The sequence below is a fragment of the Streptomyces milbemycinicus genome (assembly GCF_002154605.1).
GTDB lineage: Bacteria > Actinomycetota > Actinomycetes > Streptomycetales > Streptomycetaceae > Streptomyces > Streptomyces milbemycinicus.
Genome location: NZ_MUNE01000023.1, coordinates 1 through 17,932, shown reverse-complemented (window position 1 = coordinate 17,932; position 17,932 = coordinate 1). Strand labels below are relative to the sequence as shown.

At 72.6% G+C, this 17,932-nt stretch carries 18 protein-coding genes and 1 pseudogene; 8 read left to right on the top strand and 11 right to left on the bottom strand.

Features of this window, described 5'->3' with window-relative positions; genetic code table 11:
• From CCN51_RS01865 to CCN51_RS01855, 3 genes and pseudogenes are all read right to left on the bottom strand, one after another.
• Positions 1 to 361, bottom strand: a pseudogene (locus CCN51_RS01865) (glycosyltransferase family 1 protein); the annotation flags it as partial.
• A 262-nt stretch (positions 362 to 623) separates the two neighbouring features.
• Complete coding sequence (gene recN / locus CCN51_RS01860) at positions 624 to 2,375, bottom strand: DNA repair protein RecN (RefSeq protein WP_014180799.1); 1,752 nt, start codon at positions 2,373 to 2,375, stop codon at positions 624 to 626.
• A gap of 122 nt (positions 2,376 to 2,497) precedes the next feature.
• Positions 2,498 to 3,508, bottom strand: coding sequence for an aldo/keto reductase (locus tag CCN51_RS01855; RefSeq protein ID WP_014180798.1), 1,011 nt, complete (start codon positions 3,506 to 3,508; stop codon positions 2,498 to 2,500).
• Between the two features lie 438 nt (positions 3,509 to 3,946).
• Between CCN51_RS01855 and CCN51_RS01850 the strand changes: the two genes are divergently transcribed.
• From CCN51_RS01850 to CCN51_RS01825, 6 genes are all read left to right on the top strand, one after another.
• Positions 3,947 to 4,414 (top strand): MarR family winged helix-turn-helix transcriptional regulator, encoded by a 468-nt coding sequence (locus CCN51_RS01850; protein ID WP_014180797.1) that lies wholly within the window; start codon positions 3,947 to 3,949, stop codon positions 4,412 to 4,414.
• A gap of 502 nt (positions 4,415 to 4,916) precedes the next feature.
• On the top strand, positions 4,917 to 6,110 hold the full coding sequence (locus tag CCN51_RS01845; protein ID WP_014180796.1) for an MFS transporter: 1,194 nt from the start codon (positions 4,917 to 4,919) through the stop codon (positions 6,108 to 6,110).
• A gap of 34 nt (positions 6,111 to 6,144) precedes the next feature.
• Entirely contained in the window at positions 6,145 to 6,381 is a 237-nt protein-coding gene (locus CCN51_RS01840; RefSeq protein ID WP_014180795.1) for a heme-binding protein, read from the top strand.
• Positions 6,381 to 6,728, top strand: a complete 348-nt coding sequence (locus tag CCN51_RS01835; RefSeq protein ID WP_014180794.1) for a nuclear transport factor 2 family protein — start codon at positions 6,381 to 6,383, stop codon at positions 6,726 to 6,728. Before CCN51_RS01840 ends, CCN51_RS01835 begins: the two co-directional genes overlap by 1 nt.
• A gap of 15 nt (positions 6,729 to 6,743) precedes the next feature.
• A complete protein-coding gene (locus CCN51_RS01830; protein WP_014180793.1) occupies positions 6,744 to 7,574 on the top strand; it encodes an aldo/keto reductase in 831 nt (276 codons plus the stop codon).
• A gap of 79 nt (positions 7,575 to 7,653) precedes the next feature.
• Positions 7,654 to 8,697 carry a TIGR03571 family LLM class oxidoreductase gene (locus CCN51_RS01825; RefSeq protein ID WP_014180792.1) on the top strand — a complete coding sequence of 348 codons (1,044 nt, stop codon included), beginning with the start codon at positions 7,654 to 7,656 and terminating at the stop codon, positions 8,695 to 8,697.
• A gap of 5 nt (positions 8,698 to 8,702) precedes the next feature.
• On the opposite strand, the gene CCN51_RS01820 is transcribed toward CCN51_RS01825, so the two are convergent.
• The 3 genes from CCN51_RS01820 to CCN51_RS01810 all read right to left on the bottom strand — a co-directional run bounded on the left by CCN51_RS01820 (position 8,703) and on the right by CCN51_RS01810 (position 11,035).
• Positions 8,703 to 9,632: an NAD kinase gene (locus tag CCN51_RS01820; protein WP_014180791.1), complete on the bottom strand. Its 930-nt coding sequence runs from the start codon at positions 9,630 to 9,632 to the stop codon at positions 8,703 to 8,705.
• Entirely contained in the window at positions 9,629 to 10,510 is an 882-nt protein-coding gene (locus tag CCN51_RS01815; RefSeq protein WP_043492107.1) for a TlyA family RNA methyltransferase, read from the bottom strand. Before CCN51_RS01815 ends, CCN51_RS01820 begins: the two co-directional genes overlap by 4 nt.
• A gap of 123 nt (positions 10,511 to 10,633) precedes the next feature.
• Positions 10,634 to 11,035 (bottom strand): hypothetical protein, encoded by a 402-nt coding sequence (locus tag CCN51_RS01810; protein WP_078610701.1) that lies wholly within the window; start codon positions 11,033 to 11,035, stop codon positions 10,634 to 10,636.
• A 65-nt stretch (positions 11,036 to 11,100) separates the two neighbouring features.
• Between CCN51_RS01810 and CCN51_RS01805 the strand changes: the two genes are divergently transcribed.
• Positions 11,101 to 11,448 (top strand): sterol-binding protein, encoded by a 348-nt coding sequence (locus CCN51_RS01805; protein WP_014180788.1) that lies wholly within the window; start codon positions 11,101 to 11,103, stop codon positions 11,446 to 11,448.
• Here the strand turns inward: CCN51_RS01805 and CCN51_RS01800 are convergent.
• The 4 genes from CCN51_RS01800 to CCN51_RS01785 all read right to left on the bottom strand — a co-directional run bounded on the left by CCN51_RS01800 (position 11,396) and on the right by CCN51_RS01785 (position 15,782).
• Positions 11,396 to 12,394 carry an ABC transporter ATP-binding protein gene (locus CCN51_RS01800; protein WP_014180787.1) on the bottom strand — a complete coding sequence of 333 codons (999 nt, stop codon included), beginning with the start codon at positions 12,392 to 12,394 and terminating at the stop codon, positions 11,396 to 11,398. The genes CCN51_RS01805 and CCN51_RS01800 overlap by 53 nt on opposite strands.
• A 99-nt stretch (positions 12,395 to 12,493) precedes the next feature.
• Complete coding sequence (locus CCN51_RS01795) at positions 12,494 to 13,537, bottom strand: FecCD family ABC transporter permease (RefSeq protein WP_043492102.1); 1,044 nt, start codon at positions 13,535 to 13,537, stop codon at positions 12,494 to 12,496.
• Between the two features lie 47 nt (positions 13,538 to 13,584).
• A complete protein-coding gene (locus tag CCN51_RS01790) occupies positions 13,585 to 14,634 on the bottom strand; it encodes a FecCD family ABC transporter permease (RefSeq protein WP_014180785.1) in 1,050 nt (349 codons plus the stop codon).
• A 92-nt stretch (positions 14,635 to 14,726) separates the two neighbouring features.
• On the bottom strand, positions 14,727 to 15,782 hold the full coding sequence (locus CCN51_RS01785; RefSeq protein ID WP_014180784.1) for an HAD-IIA family hydrolase: 1,056 nt from the start codon (positions 15,780 to 15,782) through the stop codon (positions 14,727 to 14,729).
• A 79-nt stretch (positions 15,783 to 15,861) separates the two neighbouring features.
• Between CCN51_RS01785 and CCN51_RS01780 the strand changes: the two genes are divergently transcribed.
• Positions 15,862 to 17,196, top strand: a complete 1,335-nt coding sequence (locus CCN51_RS01780) for a DUF1015 domain-containing protein (protein WP_043487890.1) — start codon at positions 15,862 to 15,864, stop codon at positions 17,194 to 17,196.
• A gap of 88 nt (positions 17,197 to 17,284) precedes the next feature.
• On the opposite strand, the gene CCN51_RS01775 is transcribed toward CCN51_RS01780, so the two are convergent.
• A partial coding sequence (locus CCN51_RS01775) for a tetratricopeptide repeat protein (protein WP_107425891.1) occupies positions 17,285 to 17,932 on the bottom strand: 648 nt, incomplete at its 5' end.

The following is a 17,932-nucleotide window of genomic DNA, read 5'->3' as shown; positions in this document are numbered from 1 at the left end:
GGCCGTGCAGCGCCAGCACGGCCAGCAGCCCGGACCGCAGCCCATGCGCATGAACAAGACCCGCCCCGGCGCCGGCCGCCCGCAGCGTCGCGACGGCCCCCGCGTTCGTACGGGGGTCCAGTCCGGCGAACCACGCGCCCGCCTGCGTGAACCCGTATCCCCGCTCCGCCCGCCACGGCCCGCACACCGTCACCCGCAGCCCGCGCGCCACCAACCCGGCCGTCAGCGACCGGACATGCACCCCACTGCCAGAACTGCCGCCACCGAGCACTTGGAGGGCGTGCAGGGGCGGCTGCCCGTGCGGGTTCCCGGGCGGGTTCCCGGGCGGCGGGGCCGGTGTGCTGCTCACGGTGCTGCTCACGCGGGAAAGGCTCCTGAGAGGACGGCGTTCGGGCGTGGGGTCGTCGGCGCGCGGCGGCACGGGTGCGCCCCCGCCCAGGATGCCAGTCTTCAGGCCGCCCCCACCGCCACGGCCCCGCACCGGGCCCGCCGTCGGCTCGCCCGTACCTCCGCGGATTCACCCATACGGAGGACAGCACCGAACACCGGAACGCCCTCGGGCCCCTGCGGCGCGGGCGGCCCGGCCCGGACTCGCGGCCCCCGGGCGGACCCGCGACCGACAGTCAGCGCGTCGCCCGCGCCGTCTCCAGGAGTTCTTCCGCGTGGGCGCGGGCGAGTTCGGAGTCCTCCTGGCCCGCCAGCATGCGCGACAGCTCCCGTACCCGGTCCTCGCCCTCCATCGCCTTCACACCGCTGCGCGTGACCGCCCCGTCGTTGGTCTTCTCCACCACCAAGTGCCGGTCGGCGAAGGCCGCGACCTGGGGCAGATGGGTGACGACCACGACCTGCGCGGTCCGGGCGAGCTTGGCAAGGCGCCGACCCACCTCGACCGCCGCCTTGCCGCCGACGCCCTGGTCCACCTCGTCGAAGAGATAAGTCGGCACGGGGTCCGAGCCCGCGAAGACCACCTCCACCGCGAGCATCACCCGGGACAGCTCACCGCCCGACGCCCCCTTGGCGATCGGCCGGGGCGGGGCGCCCGGGTGGGGGGCGAGCAGCAGCTCGACCTCGTCGGCTCCATGCGGTCCGAACAGCACCGCGCGGCCGCCCACCTCGATGCCCGCCGTCTCCTCCGCGGCCTCGCTCTGGCTGATCGCGAAGGTCACCCGGGCGTGCGGCATCGCGAGCGAGGCCAGCTCCGCGGTGACCGCGTCGGCGAAGCGCGCCGCCGCCTCCGTACGGGCGTCGGAGAGCGCCTGCGCGAGCTCGCCCAGTTCGGCGCGGAGCGCGTCGCGCTCGGCGGTCAGCTCGCCGATACGGTCGTCGTCGCCGTCCAGTTCGGCCAGCCGCGCCGCGCCCTGCTCCGCCCAGGCCAGCACGTCCGCGATGCCCTGGCCGTACTTGCGGGTCAGATGGGACAGCGCGGCCCGGCGCTCCTCGACGACCGCCAGCCGCCGTGGGTCGGCGTCCAGATCGTCCGCGTAGCCCGCGAGCTCCCCGGCCACATCGGACATCAGGATGCCGACCTCGGCGATCCGGTCGGCGAGCGCGGCGAGCTTCGGGTCGTGGGAGCGGACGCCCTCCAGCGCCCGGTGCGCGCCCGCGACCAAACTGGCCGCGTCCACGCCCTCGGGGTCCTCCGGGTGCCCGGCCAGCGCGGCGTGCGCGGCGGTGGCGGCGGAGGCGAGGGCTTCGGCGTGGCCCAGGCGCTCCGCCTCGGCGGCGAGCTCGGTGTCCTCCCCGGGCAGCGGTTCGGCCGCGGCGATCTCCTCGAGGCCGAAGCGCAGCAGATCGGCCTCCTGCGCCCGCTCCCGCGCCCGGGTGGTCAGCTCGTCCAGCTCGGCGGCGACCGCGCGCAGCCGCCGGTAGGCGGCCCCGTACTTCTCCAGCGGCCCGGCGACCGCGGCTCCCGCGTACCGGTCCAGGGCCTGCCGCTGCCGGGCCGGGCGCAGCAGCCCCTGCTGGTCGGTCTGGCCGTGCACGGCCACCAGGTCGTCCGCCAGCTCGCCCAGCAGCCCCACGGGCACCGAGCGGCCGCCCACATGGGCGCGGGAACGGCCTTCGGCGGAGACCGTACGGCTGATCAGCAGCGCGCCGTCGTCGAGTTCGGCGCCCGCCTCCTCGGCCCGGACGGCCACCGCCGACCGCCCGTCGACGGTGATCCGGCCCTCGACGACCGCCGCCTTGGCGCCGATCCGCACCAGGGCCGCGTCGGCCCGCCCGCCCAGCAGCAGGCCGAGACTGGTGACGACCATGGTCTTACCCGCTCCGGTCTCACCGGTCACCGCGGTGAAGCCGGGCGACAGTTCGACGACGGCGTCGTCGATGACACCCAGCGCACGTATCCGCATCTCCTCCAGCACGACCACGACCATACGAGGTTTCGCGGCCTCGATGCGACGGCGGGTTCCTCCTACGGGGCGCCCAGTCTCCGGACCGAGCCCGTCGTCGGCGCCCCGTCGGGGGGGCCTGGAAGTGTTGGGGCGCCGGCCGATGCTCAGGCGCTCTGGGGCAGAGGGGCCTTGTCGGAGACCAGCCCCGAGGCGCGCAGCTCTGCCCAGAACGCCGCCGGGATGGTCTCGTTGAGGGCAGCAAGGTCCTCGCCGATACGGCTCGGCTTGGTCGCCCCCGGTACGACGGCGGTGGTCACCGGATGCGCCAGGGAGAACTGCAGAGCCGCGGCCTTGATGCTGACGCCGTGCTTGTCGGCCAGCGCCTTCAGCGTGTCGACCTTGGCGAGGATCTCCTTCGAGGCGGGCTGGTACTCGAAGTGCTTGCCGCCCGCGAGGACGCCCGAGCTGTAGGGGCCTCCCACAACCATGCCGGCGCCTGCCTCCTGGGCCATGGGCAGGACACGCTCCAGGGCGTGCTCGTGGTCGAGCAACGTGTAGCGGCCGGCGAGGAGGAAGCCGTCCGGGCGGGGCTCGTCCAGTGCGAGCGTCAGCTCGATCGGCTCGGTCTTGTTGACACCGAGACCCCAGGCCTTGATGACTCCCTCGTCACGCAGGCGGCCGAGGACACGGAAGGCTCCGGTGCGGGCCTCTTCGAACTTCTGGAGCCACAGGTCACCGTGGAAGTCCTGAGCGATGTCATGCACCCACACGACGTCGAGACGGTCGGTGCGCAGGCGCTTCAGGGAGTCCTCGATGGAACGCTCGGTGGCCTCAGCGGTCCACTCATGGACCATCTTGTTCCTCAGGCCGTTCTCGAAGACTCCGCCCTTCTCACCGAGGTCGCGGGCGCCTTCCTCTGTCTCGTCGAGGATGACGCGGCCGACCTTGGTGGACAGTACGTAGGAGTCACGGGGCCTGTCGGCCAGGAACTCACCGAGGCGCAGCTCGGAGAGGCCGGCGCCGTAGAACGGCGCGGTGTCGTAGTAACGGATGCCCTGGTCCCAGGCCGCCTGGAGGGTGGCCTGCGCCTGGTCGTCGGGGACGGCCCGGAACATGTTGCCAAGAGGAGCAGCGCCGTAGCCGATCCGGCCCGGGATGATGTCCTTGAGCGGCATAGTGATGCCCTTTCAGATGGGTACCCAGAGGCCGAACAGCCCTGTGGGTATGTGATGAAACTGACCGCTCGGCCTTGTGCACCCGCCGGAGCTGACCGGCCGAGGAGCCGCCGTCCCACTTTGCCGTCGAGGCTCTCTGGGCACGGCCGGACATGATGGACAACGCTCTCCCCCGCGGGTTCCCCATGAGAGGCATGCGAGTCCCGATACTGGCGAGCAGCCACGGGCGCGTCGGCTTTGCGTACGCACATATTACTTGCAGGCGCGCATTAAATGCAAGCGCGCCATATCTTGAGCCTCGCGCCGAAACGGGCCGCCCGTGGAGTCAGAGCCACCCCGCGGCTGGATGCTTGCGTTAGCGCTATATTGGCTCCATCCAATATTTTAATCCCACGGCTATCCTGTACTCCAGCCATACCTGGAAGGAGACCTGGACCCATGACCGCCACGGACCCGGCGCTCACCGCCCTCGCCAACGGATGGGCCGCCCTTTCCCTCCTGCACGGCAAGATCGAGGCGCACACCGAGCGCGCCCTGCAGTCCAAGCACGACCTGAGCGTTCGGGAGTACTCACTGCTCGACGTACTCAGCCGCCAGCACGACGGCGTAGGCGGGCATCTCCAGATGAAGCAGGTCGCCGACGCGGTCGTGCTCAGCCAGAGCGCCACAACCCGCCTGGTCACCCGCCTCGAAGACCGCAACCTGCTCTCCCGGTACCTGTGCCCGACCGACCGTCGCGGCATCTACACCAACGTCACCGAAGCCGGCCTGAAACTCCTGGAAGAAGCCCGGCCGACCAACGACGCCGCCCTCCGGGAAGCTCTCGACGAAGCCGCCAAGAACCCCGAGCTGTCCTCGCTGGTCGAGGCGGTGGAAGCGGTGACCGTTCCGCCGCGACGCCAGTAGACCCGAACAACCCGGCCGCCTTCCCACGCGACCGGTCCCAGCAGCGCGCCAGGCATGGGACCACATAGCCGCCGATCGGGCGATAACCATGTCGCGCAGCTCACCCCGGCGGCCCCACCGGGCGGGGAGGAACACCTGCCGGCTCAGCCTTGGCACGCCCTTGAGCCATGTCGCGGCGAGCGACTTCCGGCCGCCGGGCCGGCCGTGCCACGGGCCCTGAGCGGCCAGGCGCCGCACCGGCACGACAGGTCCTTCGTCACGCCGTGCCCGCCCGCGATCGCCGCAGGGCCGATACGGGCAGGGGCAGTACCGCGTCGAGAACCGCATCCGTCGCAGGCGGTTTAGCCGGCCAGGACCAGCGGCCACCGCGAGACCGAACGAGGACACCCCCTCCCCCACCCCTGCACGCGCAAACTATCCGCGCTTGCACTTATAGCGTGCGTGCAACTATTGTGTGGGCATGCAAGGAGCTCGTTCAAGTAAACGCAGAAGGGCCGAGCCCATGCCTCTCGCACTCCTCGCCCTGGCTGTCGGAGCCTTCGGTATCGGCACCACCGAATTCGTGATCATGGGCCTGCTGCCTGAGATCGCCGCCGACTACGGCGTCTCCATCCCCACCGCGGGCCTGCTGGTCACCGGCTACGCCCTCGGCGTCGTCGTCGGCGCGCCGCTGCTGACGGTGCTCGGCGCCAAGGTCAGTCGCAAGCAGATGCTCATGCTGCTCATGGGGCTGTTCGTGCTCGGCAACGTGCTCTCCGCCGTCGCCCCCAACTTCGGGCTGATGCTGACCGGCCGCGTGGTCGCCTCCCTCGCCCACGGTTCGTTCTTCGGCATAGGTTCCGTCGTCGCCGCCGATCTGGTCGCCCCGGAGAAGAAGGCCGGCGCCATCGCCACCATGTTCACCGGGCTGACCATCGCCAACATCGTCGGCGTGCCCCTGGGCACCTTCATCGGACAGGCCACGGGCTGGCGCACCACCTTTGTCATCGTTGCCGCTCTCGGCGTGATCGGACTGTTCGGCATCGCCAAGCTGGTGCCTGCCGTGCCCCGGCCCGAGGGCGCCCACCTGCGCCGGGAGCTGACCGCGTTCCGTAACCCGCAGGTGCTGCTCGCGATGGCGATGACCGTGCTCGGCTTCGGCGGTGTCTTCGCCGCGATCACCTACATCGCCCCGATGATGACCCACGTCGCCGGCTACTCCGACGGAGCGGTCACCTGGCTGCTGGTGCTCTTCGGCGTCGGCATGTTCCTCGGCAACCTGCTCGGCGGCCGCTACGCCGACCGCAAGCTGATGCCCATGCTGTACACCACCCTCGGCGGGCTGGCCGTCGTGCTGGCGCTGTTCACCCTCACCGCCCACCACAAGATCCTCGCCGCGGCGACCATCTTCCTGGTCGGGGCGCTCGGCTTCGCCACCGTCCCCCCGCTGCAGAAGCGCGTCCTGGACCAGGCCCACGGCGCACCCACCCTGGCCTCCGCCGTCAACATCGGCGCGTTCAACCTCGGCAACGCCCTCTCCGCCTGGCTCGGCGGCATCGTCATCGCCGCCGACTTGGGCTACACCTCCCCGAACTGGGTCGGTGCCCTCCTCGCCGCCGCGGCTCTCGTCCTGGCCTTCTGGTCCGCCGCCCTCGAGCGCCGCGACCACGCGCGTGAGCCCGTCGCCGCTGCCGCCCGCACCCCCGTCCACCACTGACTCCCCCCATCACTTCACCCCCAGGAGAAGCACCATGAGCACGACCGCCGTAACCCCGCTCACCAGCGCGGACGCCGAGGCCCTGATCGCGGCCGCCCGCGCCGCCGCCGGAGGGGCCGGGATCCCGGTCAGCGTCACCGCCCTGGACGCCGGCGGGCATCTGCTCGCCTTCCGCCGCGACGGCCACCTGATCGGCGCGATCGGCATCGGCGGCGGCGCACCCGAGCAGGACCACTCCTTCGCCACCACCGCACTGGAGAAGCTTTCCTGATGCCCCGCACCCCGCAAGCGGTCTTCGCCGACCACGGCAATCGTCTCGGCACCGGCAACCTCGACCTGATCAGCCAGAACTACACCGAGGACGCCGTCCTGATCACCCCCGAAGGTGTCCTGAGGGGACGTCAGGGCGTGAAGGACGGCATCGGCCGCCTGCTGGCCGACCTGCCCGACGCCGACTGGCAACTGACCCCGCAGTTCGCCGGGAACGTGCTGTTCCTGCAGTGGACCGCCACCAGCGCCACCCACCAGGCCACCGACGGCGTCGACACCTTCGTCTTCCGCGACGGCCTCATCAGTGCCCAGACCGTCCGCTACACCCTCACCCCGCGTACCGCCTGAAGGAGCACCCGCACCATGGCACCCTCCACCGTCCCCACCGTCACGCTCAACAACGGCGTCGAGATCCCCCAGCTCGGCTTCGGCGTCTTCCAGGTCCCCGACGACCAGACCACCGCCGCCGTCACCGCCGCGCTGGAGACCGGCTACCGCAGCATCGACACCGCCGCGATCTACGGCAACGAGACCGGAGTCGGCCGCGCCCTCGCCGCATCCGGCCTGCCCCGCGAGGACCTGTTCATCACCACCAAGCTGTGGAACGCCGACCAGGGCTACGACGCCACTCTGCGCGCCTTCGAGGCCAGCCTCGGCAAGCTCGGCCTCGACCACGTCGACCTCTACCTGATCCACTGGCCGACCCCCGCCCGCGACCTGTACCGCGACTCCTGGCGAGCCCTGGAACGCCTCGCCGCCGAGGGGCGCATCCGCGCCGCCGGTGTCTCCAACTTCCAGCCGGGCCACCTGCTGCGGCTGCTGGACGGCGCGACGCTGACCCCGGTCGTCAACCAGATCGAGCTGCACCCCGGCCTGCAACAGGCCGAGCTGCGCACGTTCCACACCGACCGCAAGATCGCCACCGAGGCATGGAGCCCGCTTGCCCAGGGCGCGGTGCTCGACGAGCCCGTCATTGGTGACATGGCCGCCAAGTACGGCAAGTCCCCCGCCCAGGTCGTCCTCCGCTGGCACCTGCAGCTCGGCAACATCGTGATCCCCAAGTCGGTGACCCCGGCCCGGATCCGCGAGAACTTCGACGTCTTCGACTTCGCCCTCACGGATGAGGAGATGCGGGCCGTGGCCGCGCTCGACCGCGGTCTGCGCACCGGCCCCCACCCCGACGAGCTCAACTGAGCCGGATTCTCCCCTCCCGCTCCGTTCCGGGCAGGTCACCCGGCACGGAGCCCCCGTATCCGCCCCGGAAGGACACGTCATGGCCTCCCCCCACCCCGCACTCGCCAAGCTGGCCCCCGTCGGCGGACGGCTCACCCTCGGACTGGAACTCCCCCTCGACAACGACTGGGGGCCGGCACGCCGGCGCGCCGACCGCGAGGCCGGCCGCCCCTTCGGTGTCCCCGACCTGACCGAGCACACCCGGCTCGCGCGACTGGCCGACCAGCTCGGCTTCGCCGCCCTGTGGCTGCGTGACGTGCCGCTGTACGACCCCGTGCAGTTCGGCGACGCCGGAACGGTCTTCGAGACGTTCACCCACCTCGGCCACCTTGCCGCCGTCACCGAGAACGTCACTCTCGGCACCGGCGCGATCGTGCTGCCCCTGCGCGAACCCTTGCTGGTCGCCAAGGCGGCAGCCACCGTGGACGTCCTGTCGGGCGGCCGCATGCTGCTCGGCCTGGCCAGCGGCGACCGCCCCGTGGAATACCCGCTGTTCGGACGCGACTTCCACGCTCGCGGCACGGCTTTCCGGGACGGCGTCGAGGCCCTGCGCGCCGCCTGGCGCAGCGGCCCTCTGGAACTGCCCCGGGCCGGCCTCGGCGCGGACCGACAGCTGGAGGTCCTGCCCAAGCCGGTCAATACGGCGGGGATCCCGATCGCCATCGCCGGCGGCGCTCAGCAGACCCCCGAGTGGATCGCCGAGCACGCCGATGCCTCGCTCAACTACCCGCGTGACCTGGGTGCGCTGCGGCTGAAGAGCCGTGAGTGGCAGCAGCGCACCGGGGACGGCAGCAAGCCGTACCTCACCCCCATGGTGCTGGCCCTCCAGAGCGACGCCGACGCCCCGGCCCACCCCATCCGGCTGGGCCTCAGCACCGGGCGGAAGGCCCTGGTCGACCACCTGGAGACGATGGCCACGCTCGGCGTCGCCCATGTCTCATTCAACCTGCGGCCCAACGACCGGCCCGTCGATGAGGTGCTGCACGAGCTCGCCGAAGACGTCCTGCCCCACTTCCCCACACCGACAGCCGAGGGGCCACCCGGCCCACACCAGCCGGACAGCCCCTCACCAAGATCTCCTTGAGCCTTCTAGTGCGGCGCGCCGCGCCAGCCCGCGACCGGGAGGGCGAACTTCGCCACCAGCCGGTCCGTGAACGACGCGTGGTGCAGCCGCGCCAGCCGCACCGGCACCGCCCCCCGCCGCACCTCCACCCGCGCGCCCGCGGGCAGTTCGACGGTGCGCCGCCCGTCGCACCACAGCACCCCGTGCGGGGTCTGCGGCTGCACCTCCACGGCGAGCACCGAGCGCGGCGAGGTGACCAGCGGCTTGGCGAAAAGGGCGTGCGCGCTGATGGGGACCATCAGCAGCGCCTCGACCTCGGGCCACACCACGGGCCCGCCCGCCGAGAAGGCGTAGGCCGTCGAGCCGGTCGGGGTCGCGCAGACGACGCCGTCGCCGCCGAAGCGGGAGACGGGGCGGCCGTCGACCTCGGTGACGACCTCCAGCAGGCGCTCGCGCGCGGCCTTCTCGACCGACGCCTCGTTCAGCGCCCAGTCGGTGTGCACGATCTGCCCGTCGGTGCGCACCAGCACATCGATGGTCATCCGCTCTTCGACCTCGTAACTGCGGGTCACGACCCGGTCCACGACCTTGTCCAGGTCGTCGCGCTCCGCCTCGGCGAGGAAGCCGACCCGGCCCAGGTTGACGCCGAGCATCGGCACCCCGGAGATCCGCGAGAACTCCGCGCCGCGCAGCAGCGTGCCGTCACCGCCGAGGACGATCAGCAGCTCGCAGCCGTCCAGGACGTCCGGTCCCACGTCGACCAGCTCGACCGCGGCGGGCAGCGGCAGGTCGGCGGCCTCCGCGGCCAGCACCCGCACCCCGATGCCGCAGCGCAGCAGGCCTTGGACGACGAGCTCGGCGCTGCGGATGGCCGCGGGGCGGCCGGTGTGCGCCAGCAGGAATACGGTGCGCTCCGCTGCTGCCGAGGCTGCTGCTGAAGCTTCTGAAGTGGTCAACTGGGCCCCTCCGCCACTGCACGGTCGACATCGGCCGGGTCAAGTGCCGGCGCCCCGGCGCGCATCCACAGAAAGTACTCGACGTTGCCGGCCGGACCGGGCAACGGGCTCGCGGTGACCCCCAGGACTCCAAGACCCAGCCCCGCCGCCTGCTCCGCGACCGTACGGACGGCCTCGGCGCGCAGCTGCGCGCTGCGGACCACCCCGCCGCTGCCCAGCCGCTCCTTGCCGACCTCGAACTGGGGCTTGACCATCAGCACCAGGTCGGCCCCGGGCGCGGCACAGCGCACCAGGGCGGGCAGCACCAGCCCCAGCGGGATGAAGGACAGGTCACCGACGACCAGGTCCACGGGGTCACCGCCGATCTGCTCGAGCGTCAATTCACGTACGTTCGTACGGTCCATGACGGTCACGCGTTCATCGCTCTGCAAAGACCACGCGAGTTGTCCATATCCCACGTCAACAGCGAGGACATGGGCGGCGCCGGCGCGCAGCAGGACATCGGTGAAGCCTCCGGTGGACGCCCCCGCGTCCAGGGCGCGCCGCCCCGTGACCTTCAGACCGCCGCCTCCCGGGCCGCCGCTCTCCGGGCCGGCCTCGACGGCGGCCGCGCCCGCGCCCTGGCGGTACTCCTCGCTGAAGGCCAGCAGCGCGCCCGCGAGCTTGTGCCCGCCGCGCGAGACGTAGTCCGGGTCGCTGTCGTCCGCCCTGACCACGAGGGCCGCACTGGTCTCCACCTGGGTGGCGGGCTTGGTCGCGACCTGCCCGCCGACGGTCACCCGGCCCGCGGCGATCAGCTGGCCGGCGTGCTCGCGCGAGCGGGCCAGCTCGCGGCGCACCAGCTCAGCGTCGAGTCGTGCGCGTCGTGGGCGGGTCACAGCCACGGGTGGTTCAGCTCCTGTCGTCTGTCGTCGTACGAGACGAGGTCGTCTGCGGGACGGGTCGGCTTACGGGGCGGCGGATCGTCTACGGGACGGGTCGGCTTACGAGGCGGGGTCGGCTTACGAAACGGGCGCGGGCGGTGCAGGTGCCGGCGGGCCGGGCCGCCGGTCCAGGGCGGTCAGCGCGTCGCGCAGGCCCCGGTGCACATCCTCGTACACCTCCAGATGGCCGCTCGCGGCGAGGTGGTCGGCGTCGGCCAGCCGGTCCAGCTGCGCGTCGATCTCGGCGACGCCGGTGGGCGTACGGGTGACACCGAGCGGCGCGGGATCCGCCGGACGCGCCGATTCCGCGGAAAGCTCCGAAGAAGGCCCCGAGGGAGCCTCCGAAGGCGGTCCGGAAGGCGGTTCGGAAGACGGCCCCGCCGTCGGCTCGGCCATGGACTCCGCGGCCGCCGCCTCGGCGGCCGCCACCCCGGGCTCCGGCTTCGGCCCGGGCCGCGCACCCTCGATCGGCTCACTCATGGTCTCGACGCTACCGCGAACCACACATTCTCCGACGTACGGGACCTGGGGTACCGTCTGTCGCGATGGCGACCAAGGAGGAGTGCCGCAGCGCACTCGACAAGCTGGCGGAGAACCTGGCGGGCGCGAACGGGGACCTCCGCAGCGCCGCCGCGCTCGATCGCTCGGTGAGCTGCCGTATCACCGACCTCGACATCACCTTCTTCGGACGTCTCACCGACGGCCGCATAGAGGATGTGACGGCCGTGCCCGGCCCGCCCGCCGAGCGCGCCGAGATCCGGCTGACGATGTCCGGCGACGACCTGGTGGCCCTGGTCGACGGCGAGCTGCACTTCGCGCGCGCCTGGGGCAGCGGCCGGGTCAAGCTGGAGGCCGGCTTCCGCGATCTTCTGCGGCTGCGGAAGCTGCTGTAGCCGCGGCCATCTCCGTCGCCGGCGCCTCCGTCACGCCCGGGGCCGTGGCCTTCGCGCCTGGGGCCTCTGCCGCCATAGCCTTCGTCGGCGCCCCATCCGTCCGCGTACGGGACCGCCGGGCGGCGGGCACCACCAGCGGGGTGCCGGTCTCGGGGTCGTCGATCACCTGGCAGCGCAGCCCGAAGACCCGCTCCACCAGCTCGGCCGTCACCACCTCCCCGGGCGCGCCCTCGGCGACGACCTCCCCGCCGCGCATCGCGATCAGGTGGGTGGCGTAGCGGGCGGCGTGGTTGAGGTCGTGGAGGACGGCGACGAGGGTGCGGCCCTGCTCTTCGTGGAGCTGGGCGCACAGGTCGAGCACATCGATCTGGTGCTGGATGTCCAGGTAGGTGGTCGGCTCGTCGAGGAGCAGCAGCGGGGTCTGCTGGGCGATGGCCATGGCGATCCACACCCGCTGCCGCTGACCGCCCGACAATTCATCGACATAGCGATCCGCGAGCTCGGCCACGCCGGTCGCCGCCATCGACTCGCCGACAATCCGCTCGTCCGTCTCCGACCACTGCCGCAGCAGCCCCTGGTGCGGATAGCGGCCGCGGGCGACCAGGTCCGCGACGGTGATGCCGTCCGGCGCGATCGAGGACTGCGGCAGCAGCCCGAGGGTGCGGGCGACCTTCTTGGCGGGCATCGAGCCGATCGCCTGCCCGTCCAGCAGCACCGACCCGGCGGTCGGCTTGAGCATCCGGGACAGCGCGCGCAGCAGGGTGGACTTGCCGCACGCGTTGGGCCCGACGATCACCGTGAAGGAGTGGTCGGGGATGGCGACGGTCAGGCCCTCGGCCACCGTGCGCCGGTCGTAGGCGAGGGTGAGCCCTTCGGCGGTGAGCCGCTGCGACCGGGCACCCTTGCCGGTACCACCCATACCGCCCGCACCGCCCGTGCCACCCATACCACCTGCACCACCCATATCGCTCATGTCACCCATGCCGTCGATGCCGCCCCTACCGTCCACGTCGCCCCTCGTCACATCCGCACCGTCCGTCCCTCGTCATATCCGCCCCGCCCGGCGCTCGGTGATCAGCAGCCCCAGCAGATAGCAGCCGCCGAGCACCCCGGTGACCACCCCCACCGGCAGTTGGTCCGCCCCGAAGAGCCGCTGCGCGGACCAGTCGGCGGTGATCAGCAGCGCCGCGCCCATCAGGGCCGCGGGCACCAGGTTGGGCCCGGTCGCGCGGGTGAGCCTGCGGGCCAGCTGTGGCGCGACGAGCGCGACGAAGGCCACGGGCCCGGCGGCGGACGTGGCGACCGCGGTCAGCAGGACGGCCGAGAGGACCAGCACCAGCCGCGTCCGCTCGACCCGCACCCCGAGGGCGTACGCGCTGTCGTCGCCCATCTCCAGCATCCGCAGGCCCCGGGCGTGCCCGAGCACCAGCGGCACCAGCACCGCGCAGGCGCAGGCCAGCGGCCAGACCTGCGCCCAGTCCCGCCCGTTCAGCGAGCCGGTCAGCCACACCATGGCGCGCGCCGCGTCCTCCTGATGGGCCTGGGTGAGCAGATAGCCGTTGACGGCGGTGAGCGTCGAGGACGCACCGATGCCCACCAGCACCAGCCGGTAGCCGTGTACGCCCCGCCGCCAGGCCAGCGCGTACACGCCGAGCCCGGTCAGCAGGCCGCCGACGACGGCGCCGACCGCGACCTGGTTGGGGTCGCCCTTGAACAGCACGACGACCGTGAGCGCCCCGGCCGCCGAACCCTGCCCGAAACCGACCACGTCGGGGCTGCCCAGCGGATTGCGGGACACGCTCTGGAACAGCGCGCCCGCCAGGCCCAGGGCCGCGCCGACGAGCAGCCCGACCAGGACGCGCGGCAGCCGCACCTCGTTGACGATGAAGTGCTCGATCGGGGTGCCGCCGCCGAAGAGGGTGCGTACGACGTCGCCGGGCGCGATCGAGAAGTCACCGGTGCCGATCAGCACCACGCTCATGGTCAGCGCCACAGCGGCCAGCAGCAGCCCCGTCAGCGCCGCGCGGACGTCCACCCGCACCGAGAGCCCGCCCCGGGTCCGCAGCGTGGCCCCGCGCGCCCTGGGCACCCTTTCGCCGCCGTTCCCGGCCCTGACCTTGTTGCTCGCGCTCGCGTTCACAGCTGGGCCATCCTTCGGCGCCGGACGAGGTAGATGAAGACGGGCCCGCCGATGAGCGTGGTGACGACCCCGGCCTGCAGCTCCGAGGGCCGCGACACGACCCGGCCGATCACATCGGCGCCCAGCAGCAGCACCGGCGAGAGCACCGCGGCGTACGGCAGGATCCAGCGCAGATCGGGCCCGGTGAGCGCCCGTACGACATGCGGCACCATCAGGCCGACGAACGCGATCGGCCCGCAGGCGGCCGTCGCGGCCCCGCACAGCAGGGTGACGGCGGCCATGGCGAGCACGCGGGTGCGGGTGAGGTTGGTGCCAAGGGCGCGCGCCGTGTCGTCGCCGAGCGCGACGGCGTTCAGCGCCCGGCCGAGCGCCAGGGCGAGGACCACGCCGACGGCGATAAACGGCGCGACCTGCTTGACGACCGTCATGTTCGCGGAGGCGAGCGAACCGACCGTCCAGAAACGCATCTTGTCCAGGGCCGCCGTGTCCAGCAGCTCAACGGCGTTGAGATAGCCGTAGAGCGCCGCGTACACGGCCGTACCGGCGAGCGCCAGCCGCACCGGTGTGGCCCCCCGGCTGCCGCCGAGCGCGTAGACGAGCACGGACGCGACGGCGGTGCCGGCGAACGCGAACCACACATAGCCGGTCAGGGAGGTGACGCCCAGAAAGCTGATGGCCGTGACGACGGCGGCGGACGCGCCCGCGTTCAGCCCGAGCAGCCCCGGGTCGGCGAGCGGATTGCGGGTGAGCGCCTGGATCACCGCGCCCGCAAGCCCGAGCGCGACGCCCACCAGCAGCCCGAGCACGGTACGCGGCACCCGCACGTCCCGGACCACCACATCGGTGTCGCTGCCGCTGTAGTGGAACAGCCCGTGCCAGACCTCACCGAGCGGAATCGGCTTGGCACCGATCGCGACGCTGGCGGCCACGACCACCAGCAGGACCCCCAGGGAAGCGACGAGCCCGGCCGCGCGGCGCGCGGCCTGCCGCCCGGGTGGCGCGGTCGCTGTTTCGGTCCCGGCTCTCGCCGGACTGAGCAGGGTCACGCGGAACTCCACCTCGCAGCAAGGCCGATCACAACTGAGGTTAGGTTAACCTAACCTTCCTTGTCACGCCTCGGGAGGGGGCCTTCAGACATTCACAGCCCCAGCCGCGCCAGCGCCTTCCCCGCGTCCGCGGCGCACGCCCCGTCCCCGGCCTCGGTCCACGCCGCCGCGCACAGCGCCCGCAGCCCGTCCATCGGGTCGCCGCCGTCCCCCTCCAGCACCAGCGCGCCCTGGCGCACCCGGGCCAGCCAGCCCCCGCACCGAAAGCCGCCGTCATCCGCCGGCCCGGCGGGCTCCACCGCCGCCTGGGGCGTCAGAAGGCCCCGCAAGTCACGGTCCACATACGTCGGCCGGTGCTCGGGCTCGGCGGCCAGCAGCTGCGCGGGGGTGGTCACCCCGGTCAGGACCAGCAGCGAGTCGACGCCGCCCGCGTGCGCGCCCTCGATATCGGTGTCCATCCGGTCCCCGACCACCAGCGGCCGCTCCGCCCCGGTCCGCAGGATCGTCTCCCGGTGCATCGGGGGCAGCGGCTTCCCGGCGATCTGCGGGGAACGGCCCGTGACGATGCGTACGACCTCCACCGCCGCGCCATTGCCCGGCGCGATGCCCCGACCGCTCGGAATCGTCAGATCCGCGTTGGAGGCGTACCACGGCACACCGCGCCCCACCGCGTACCCGGCCTCCGCCAGCCGCTCCCAGGGCATCTCGGGCCCGCCGTACCCCTGGACCACCGCCTCAGGGTCGTCGTCCGCCGAATCCACCGGCACCAGGCCCCGCTCGCGCAGCGCCACCCGCAGCCCCTCGCCGCCGATCGCCAGCACCCGGGCCCCGGCCGGGACCTGCTCGGCGATCAGCCGGGCCACCGCCTGCGCCGAGGTGATCACGTCCTCGGGCTGCGCGGGCACCCCGAGCCGGGTCAGATGCTCCGCCACCGCCTCCGGCGTGCGCAGCGCGTTGTTGGTCACGTACGCCAGCCGCATCCCGCCGTCCCGCGCGGTGCCCAGCGACTCCACGGCGTGTTCGACGGCCTCGCCCCCCGCGTACACCACCCCGTCGAGGTCCAGCAGGGCGGTGTCGTACGCCGCGCTCAGCGGCCGTTCGCTGGCCGCGGGCCGGGTCCGGACGTTCTGGGTCACGGGGGGATTCATCGGGGGACACGCTCCTCGCATACATGTGCGTCTGTCCCCCGATCATCGCTCATCGCGCCGAACGGCATAGCATTCACTGATGAGCACTCCAGGGCCTGTCGGGCAAGGTCTGCAGCTCGCCCCGTTCCGGGGATTGCGCTATGTCGCGGAGCGGGTCGGCAGCCTGGCCGCCGTGACCTCGCCTCCGTACGACGTCGTGGTGCGCCCCGACGGTCTGCGCGCGCTCGAGACGGCGGACCCGTACAACATCGTCCGCCTCATCCTCCCCCAGGCCGACACCCCCGCCGACCGCCACCGGCAGGCCGCCGAGACGCTGCGCCGCTGGCAGGCCGACGGGATACTCGCCCCGGACCCCGAGCCCGCGCTCTACGTCTACGAGCAGCGCGACGGCCATATGCTCCAGCGGGGAATCATCGGCGCCCTGCGGCTGAGCCCGCGCGAGGAGGGCGTGGTCCTCCCGCACGAGGAGGTCATGCCGCATGTGGTCGAGGACCGCACCGCCCTGATGCGCGCCACCGACGCCAACCTGGAGCCGCTGCTGCTCGCCTACCGCAGCGACGGCTCGGTGACCGGCGCGGCCGCCGTCCTCGAACGCGCCGTCCAGGGCCGCCCGTTGCTCTCCACGCCCACCGAGGACGGCTTCAGCCACCACCTGTGGCGGGTGACCGACCCCGCCGACCTCGCACAGATCGCCGCCGACCTCCGCCACCGGCAGGCCCTCATCGCCGACGGGCACCACCGCTGGGCCACGTATCTGCGGCTGCGCGAGGAGCGGACGGGACCCGGCCCCTGGGACTTCGGCCTGGTCCTGCTCGTCGACACCGCCCGGTACCCACTCCGGGTCAGGGCCATCCACCGGCTGCTGCACCAGCTGTCCCCGGCCGAAGCACTGGCCGCCCTGGGCGCCCCGGACGCGCACCGTACGCCTCCTGGCCCGCCCGGCTCGGGGAGCGCCGCCTTCCGCGTACGGCCGGTCGACGGCCCGCTCCCGCAGGCGCTGGCCACGCTCGCGAAGGCCGCCGACGAGCCGGGGGCCGGCAACGCCTTCCTGCTCGCCGGACACGGCGGCTTCCTCCTCCTGGACCGCCCCGATCCGGAGCTCCTGGCCCGTACGATCCCCACCGACCGGCCAGAGGCATGGCGCACCCTCGACGCCACGGTCCTGCACTCCGTGCTGCTCGAGCGCATCTGGAAGGTCCCGGACACCCCCAGCCACATCGGCTACATCCACGACGCGGCGGCGGCCGTGGAACAGGCGGAGCGGCACGGCGGTACGGCGGTCCTGATGCACCCGGTACGGGAGGGGGTCGTCCACGACCTGGCCCGGCAGGGGATCCCCATGCCGCACAAGTCGACCTCCTTCGGGCCGAAGCCGGCGTCCGGGCTGGTCCTGCGGAGTCTCGCGCTCGGCTGACGCTGACGCTGACGCTGACGCTGACGAGAAAGGGCGGAACCCCTGGTCCCAGGGTTCCGCCCTCACTGTCTCTCGCTGTCTGCCGCCCTCAGCGGCCGTCGCCCGCGTCGGCTTCCTTCTTGAGGTCGCCCGACTCGGCGGATGCCTCGGGCTCGCCCGCGGGCTCGCCCTCAACGTCCGACTCGTCCTCGACCAGCTCCGGCTCGTCCTCGGCCTCCGGCTCGTTCTCAGGCTCCGGCTCGTCCTCGGGCTCCTCAGGGGCGAGCGCATCCACGAACTCCACACCGTCCAGCTCCGCGAGCCGGTCGGAGGCGTCCGTGGTCCCGCCCTGATCAGCCTCCAGGGCCTTCGCGAACCACTCCCGGGCCTCGTCCTCACGTCCGACGGCCAGCAGCGCGTCGGCGTACGCGTAGCGCAGCCGTGCGGTCCACGGCTGTACGGACTGGGAAGCCAGCTCGGGGCTCTGCAGCGTCACCACGGCGGCGTCGGCCTGCCCCATGTCGCGCCGGGCACCCGCCGCGACGAGCCGCATCTCGACCTGCCCGGCCCGGTCCAGCTTCTGCACCTCGGGCTCACCGGCCATCGCCAGCGCCCGCTCCGGACGGCCCATACCACGCTCGCAGTCGGCCATCACGGGCCACAGGTCCACGGTGCCGGTCATCCGCCGCGCCGCACGGAACTCCGCCAGCGCCTCCGCGTACTTCGCGACGCCGTACGAGGCGAAGCCCGCCGCCTC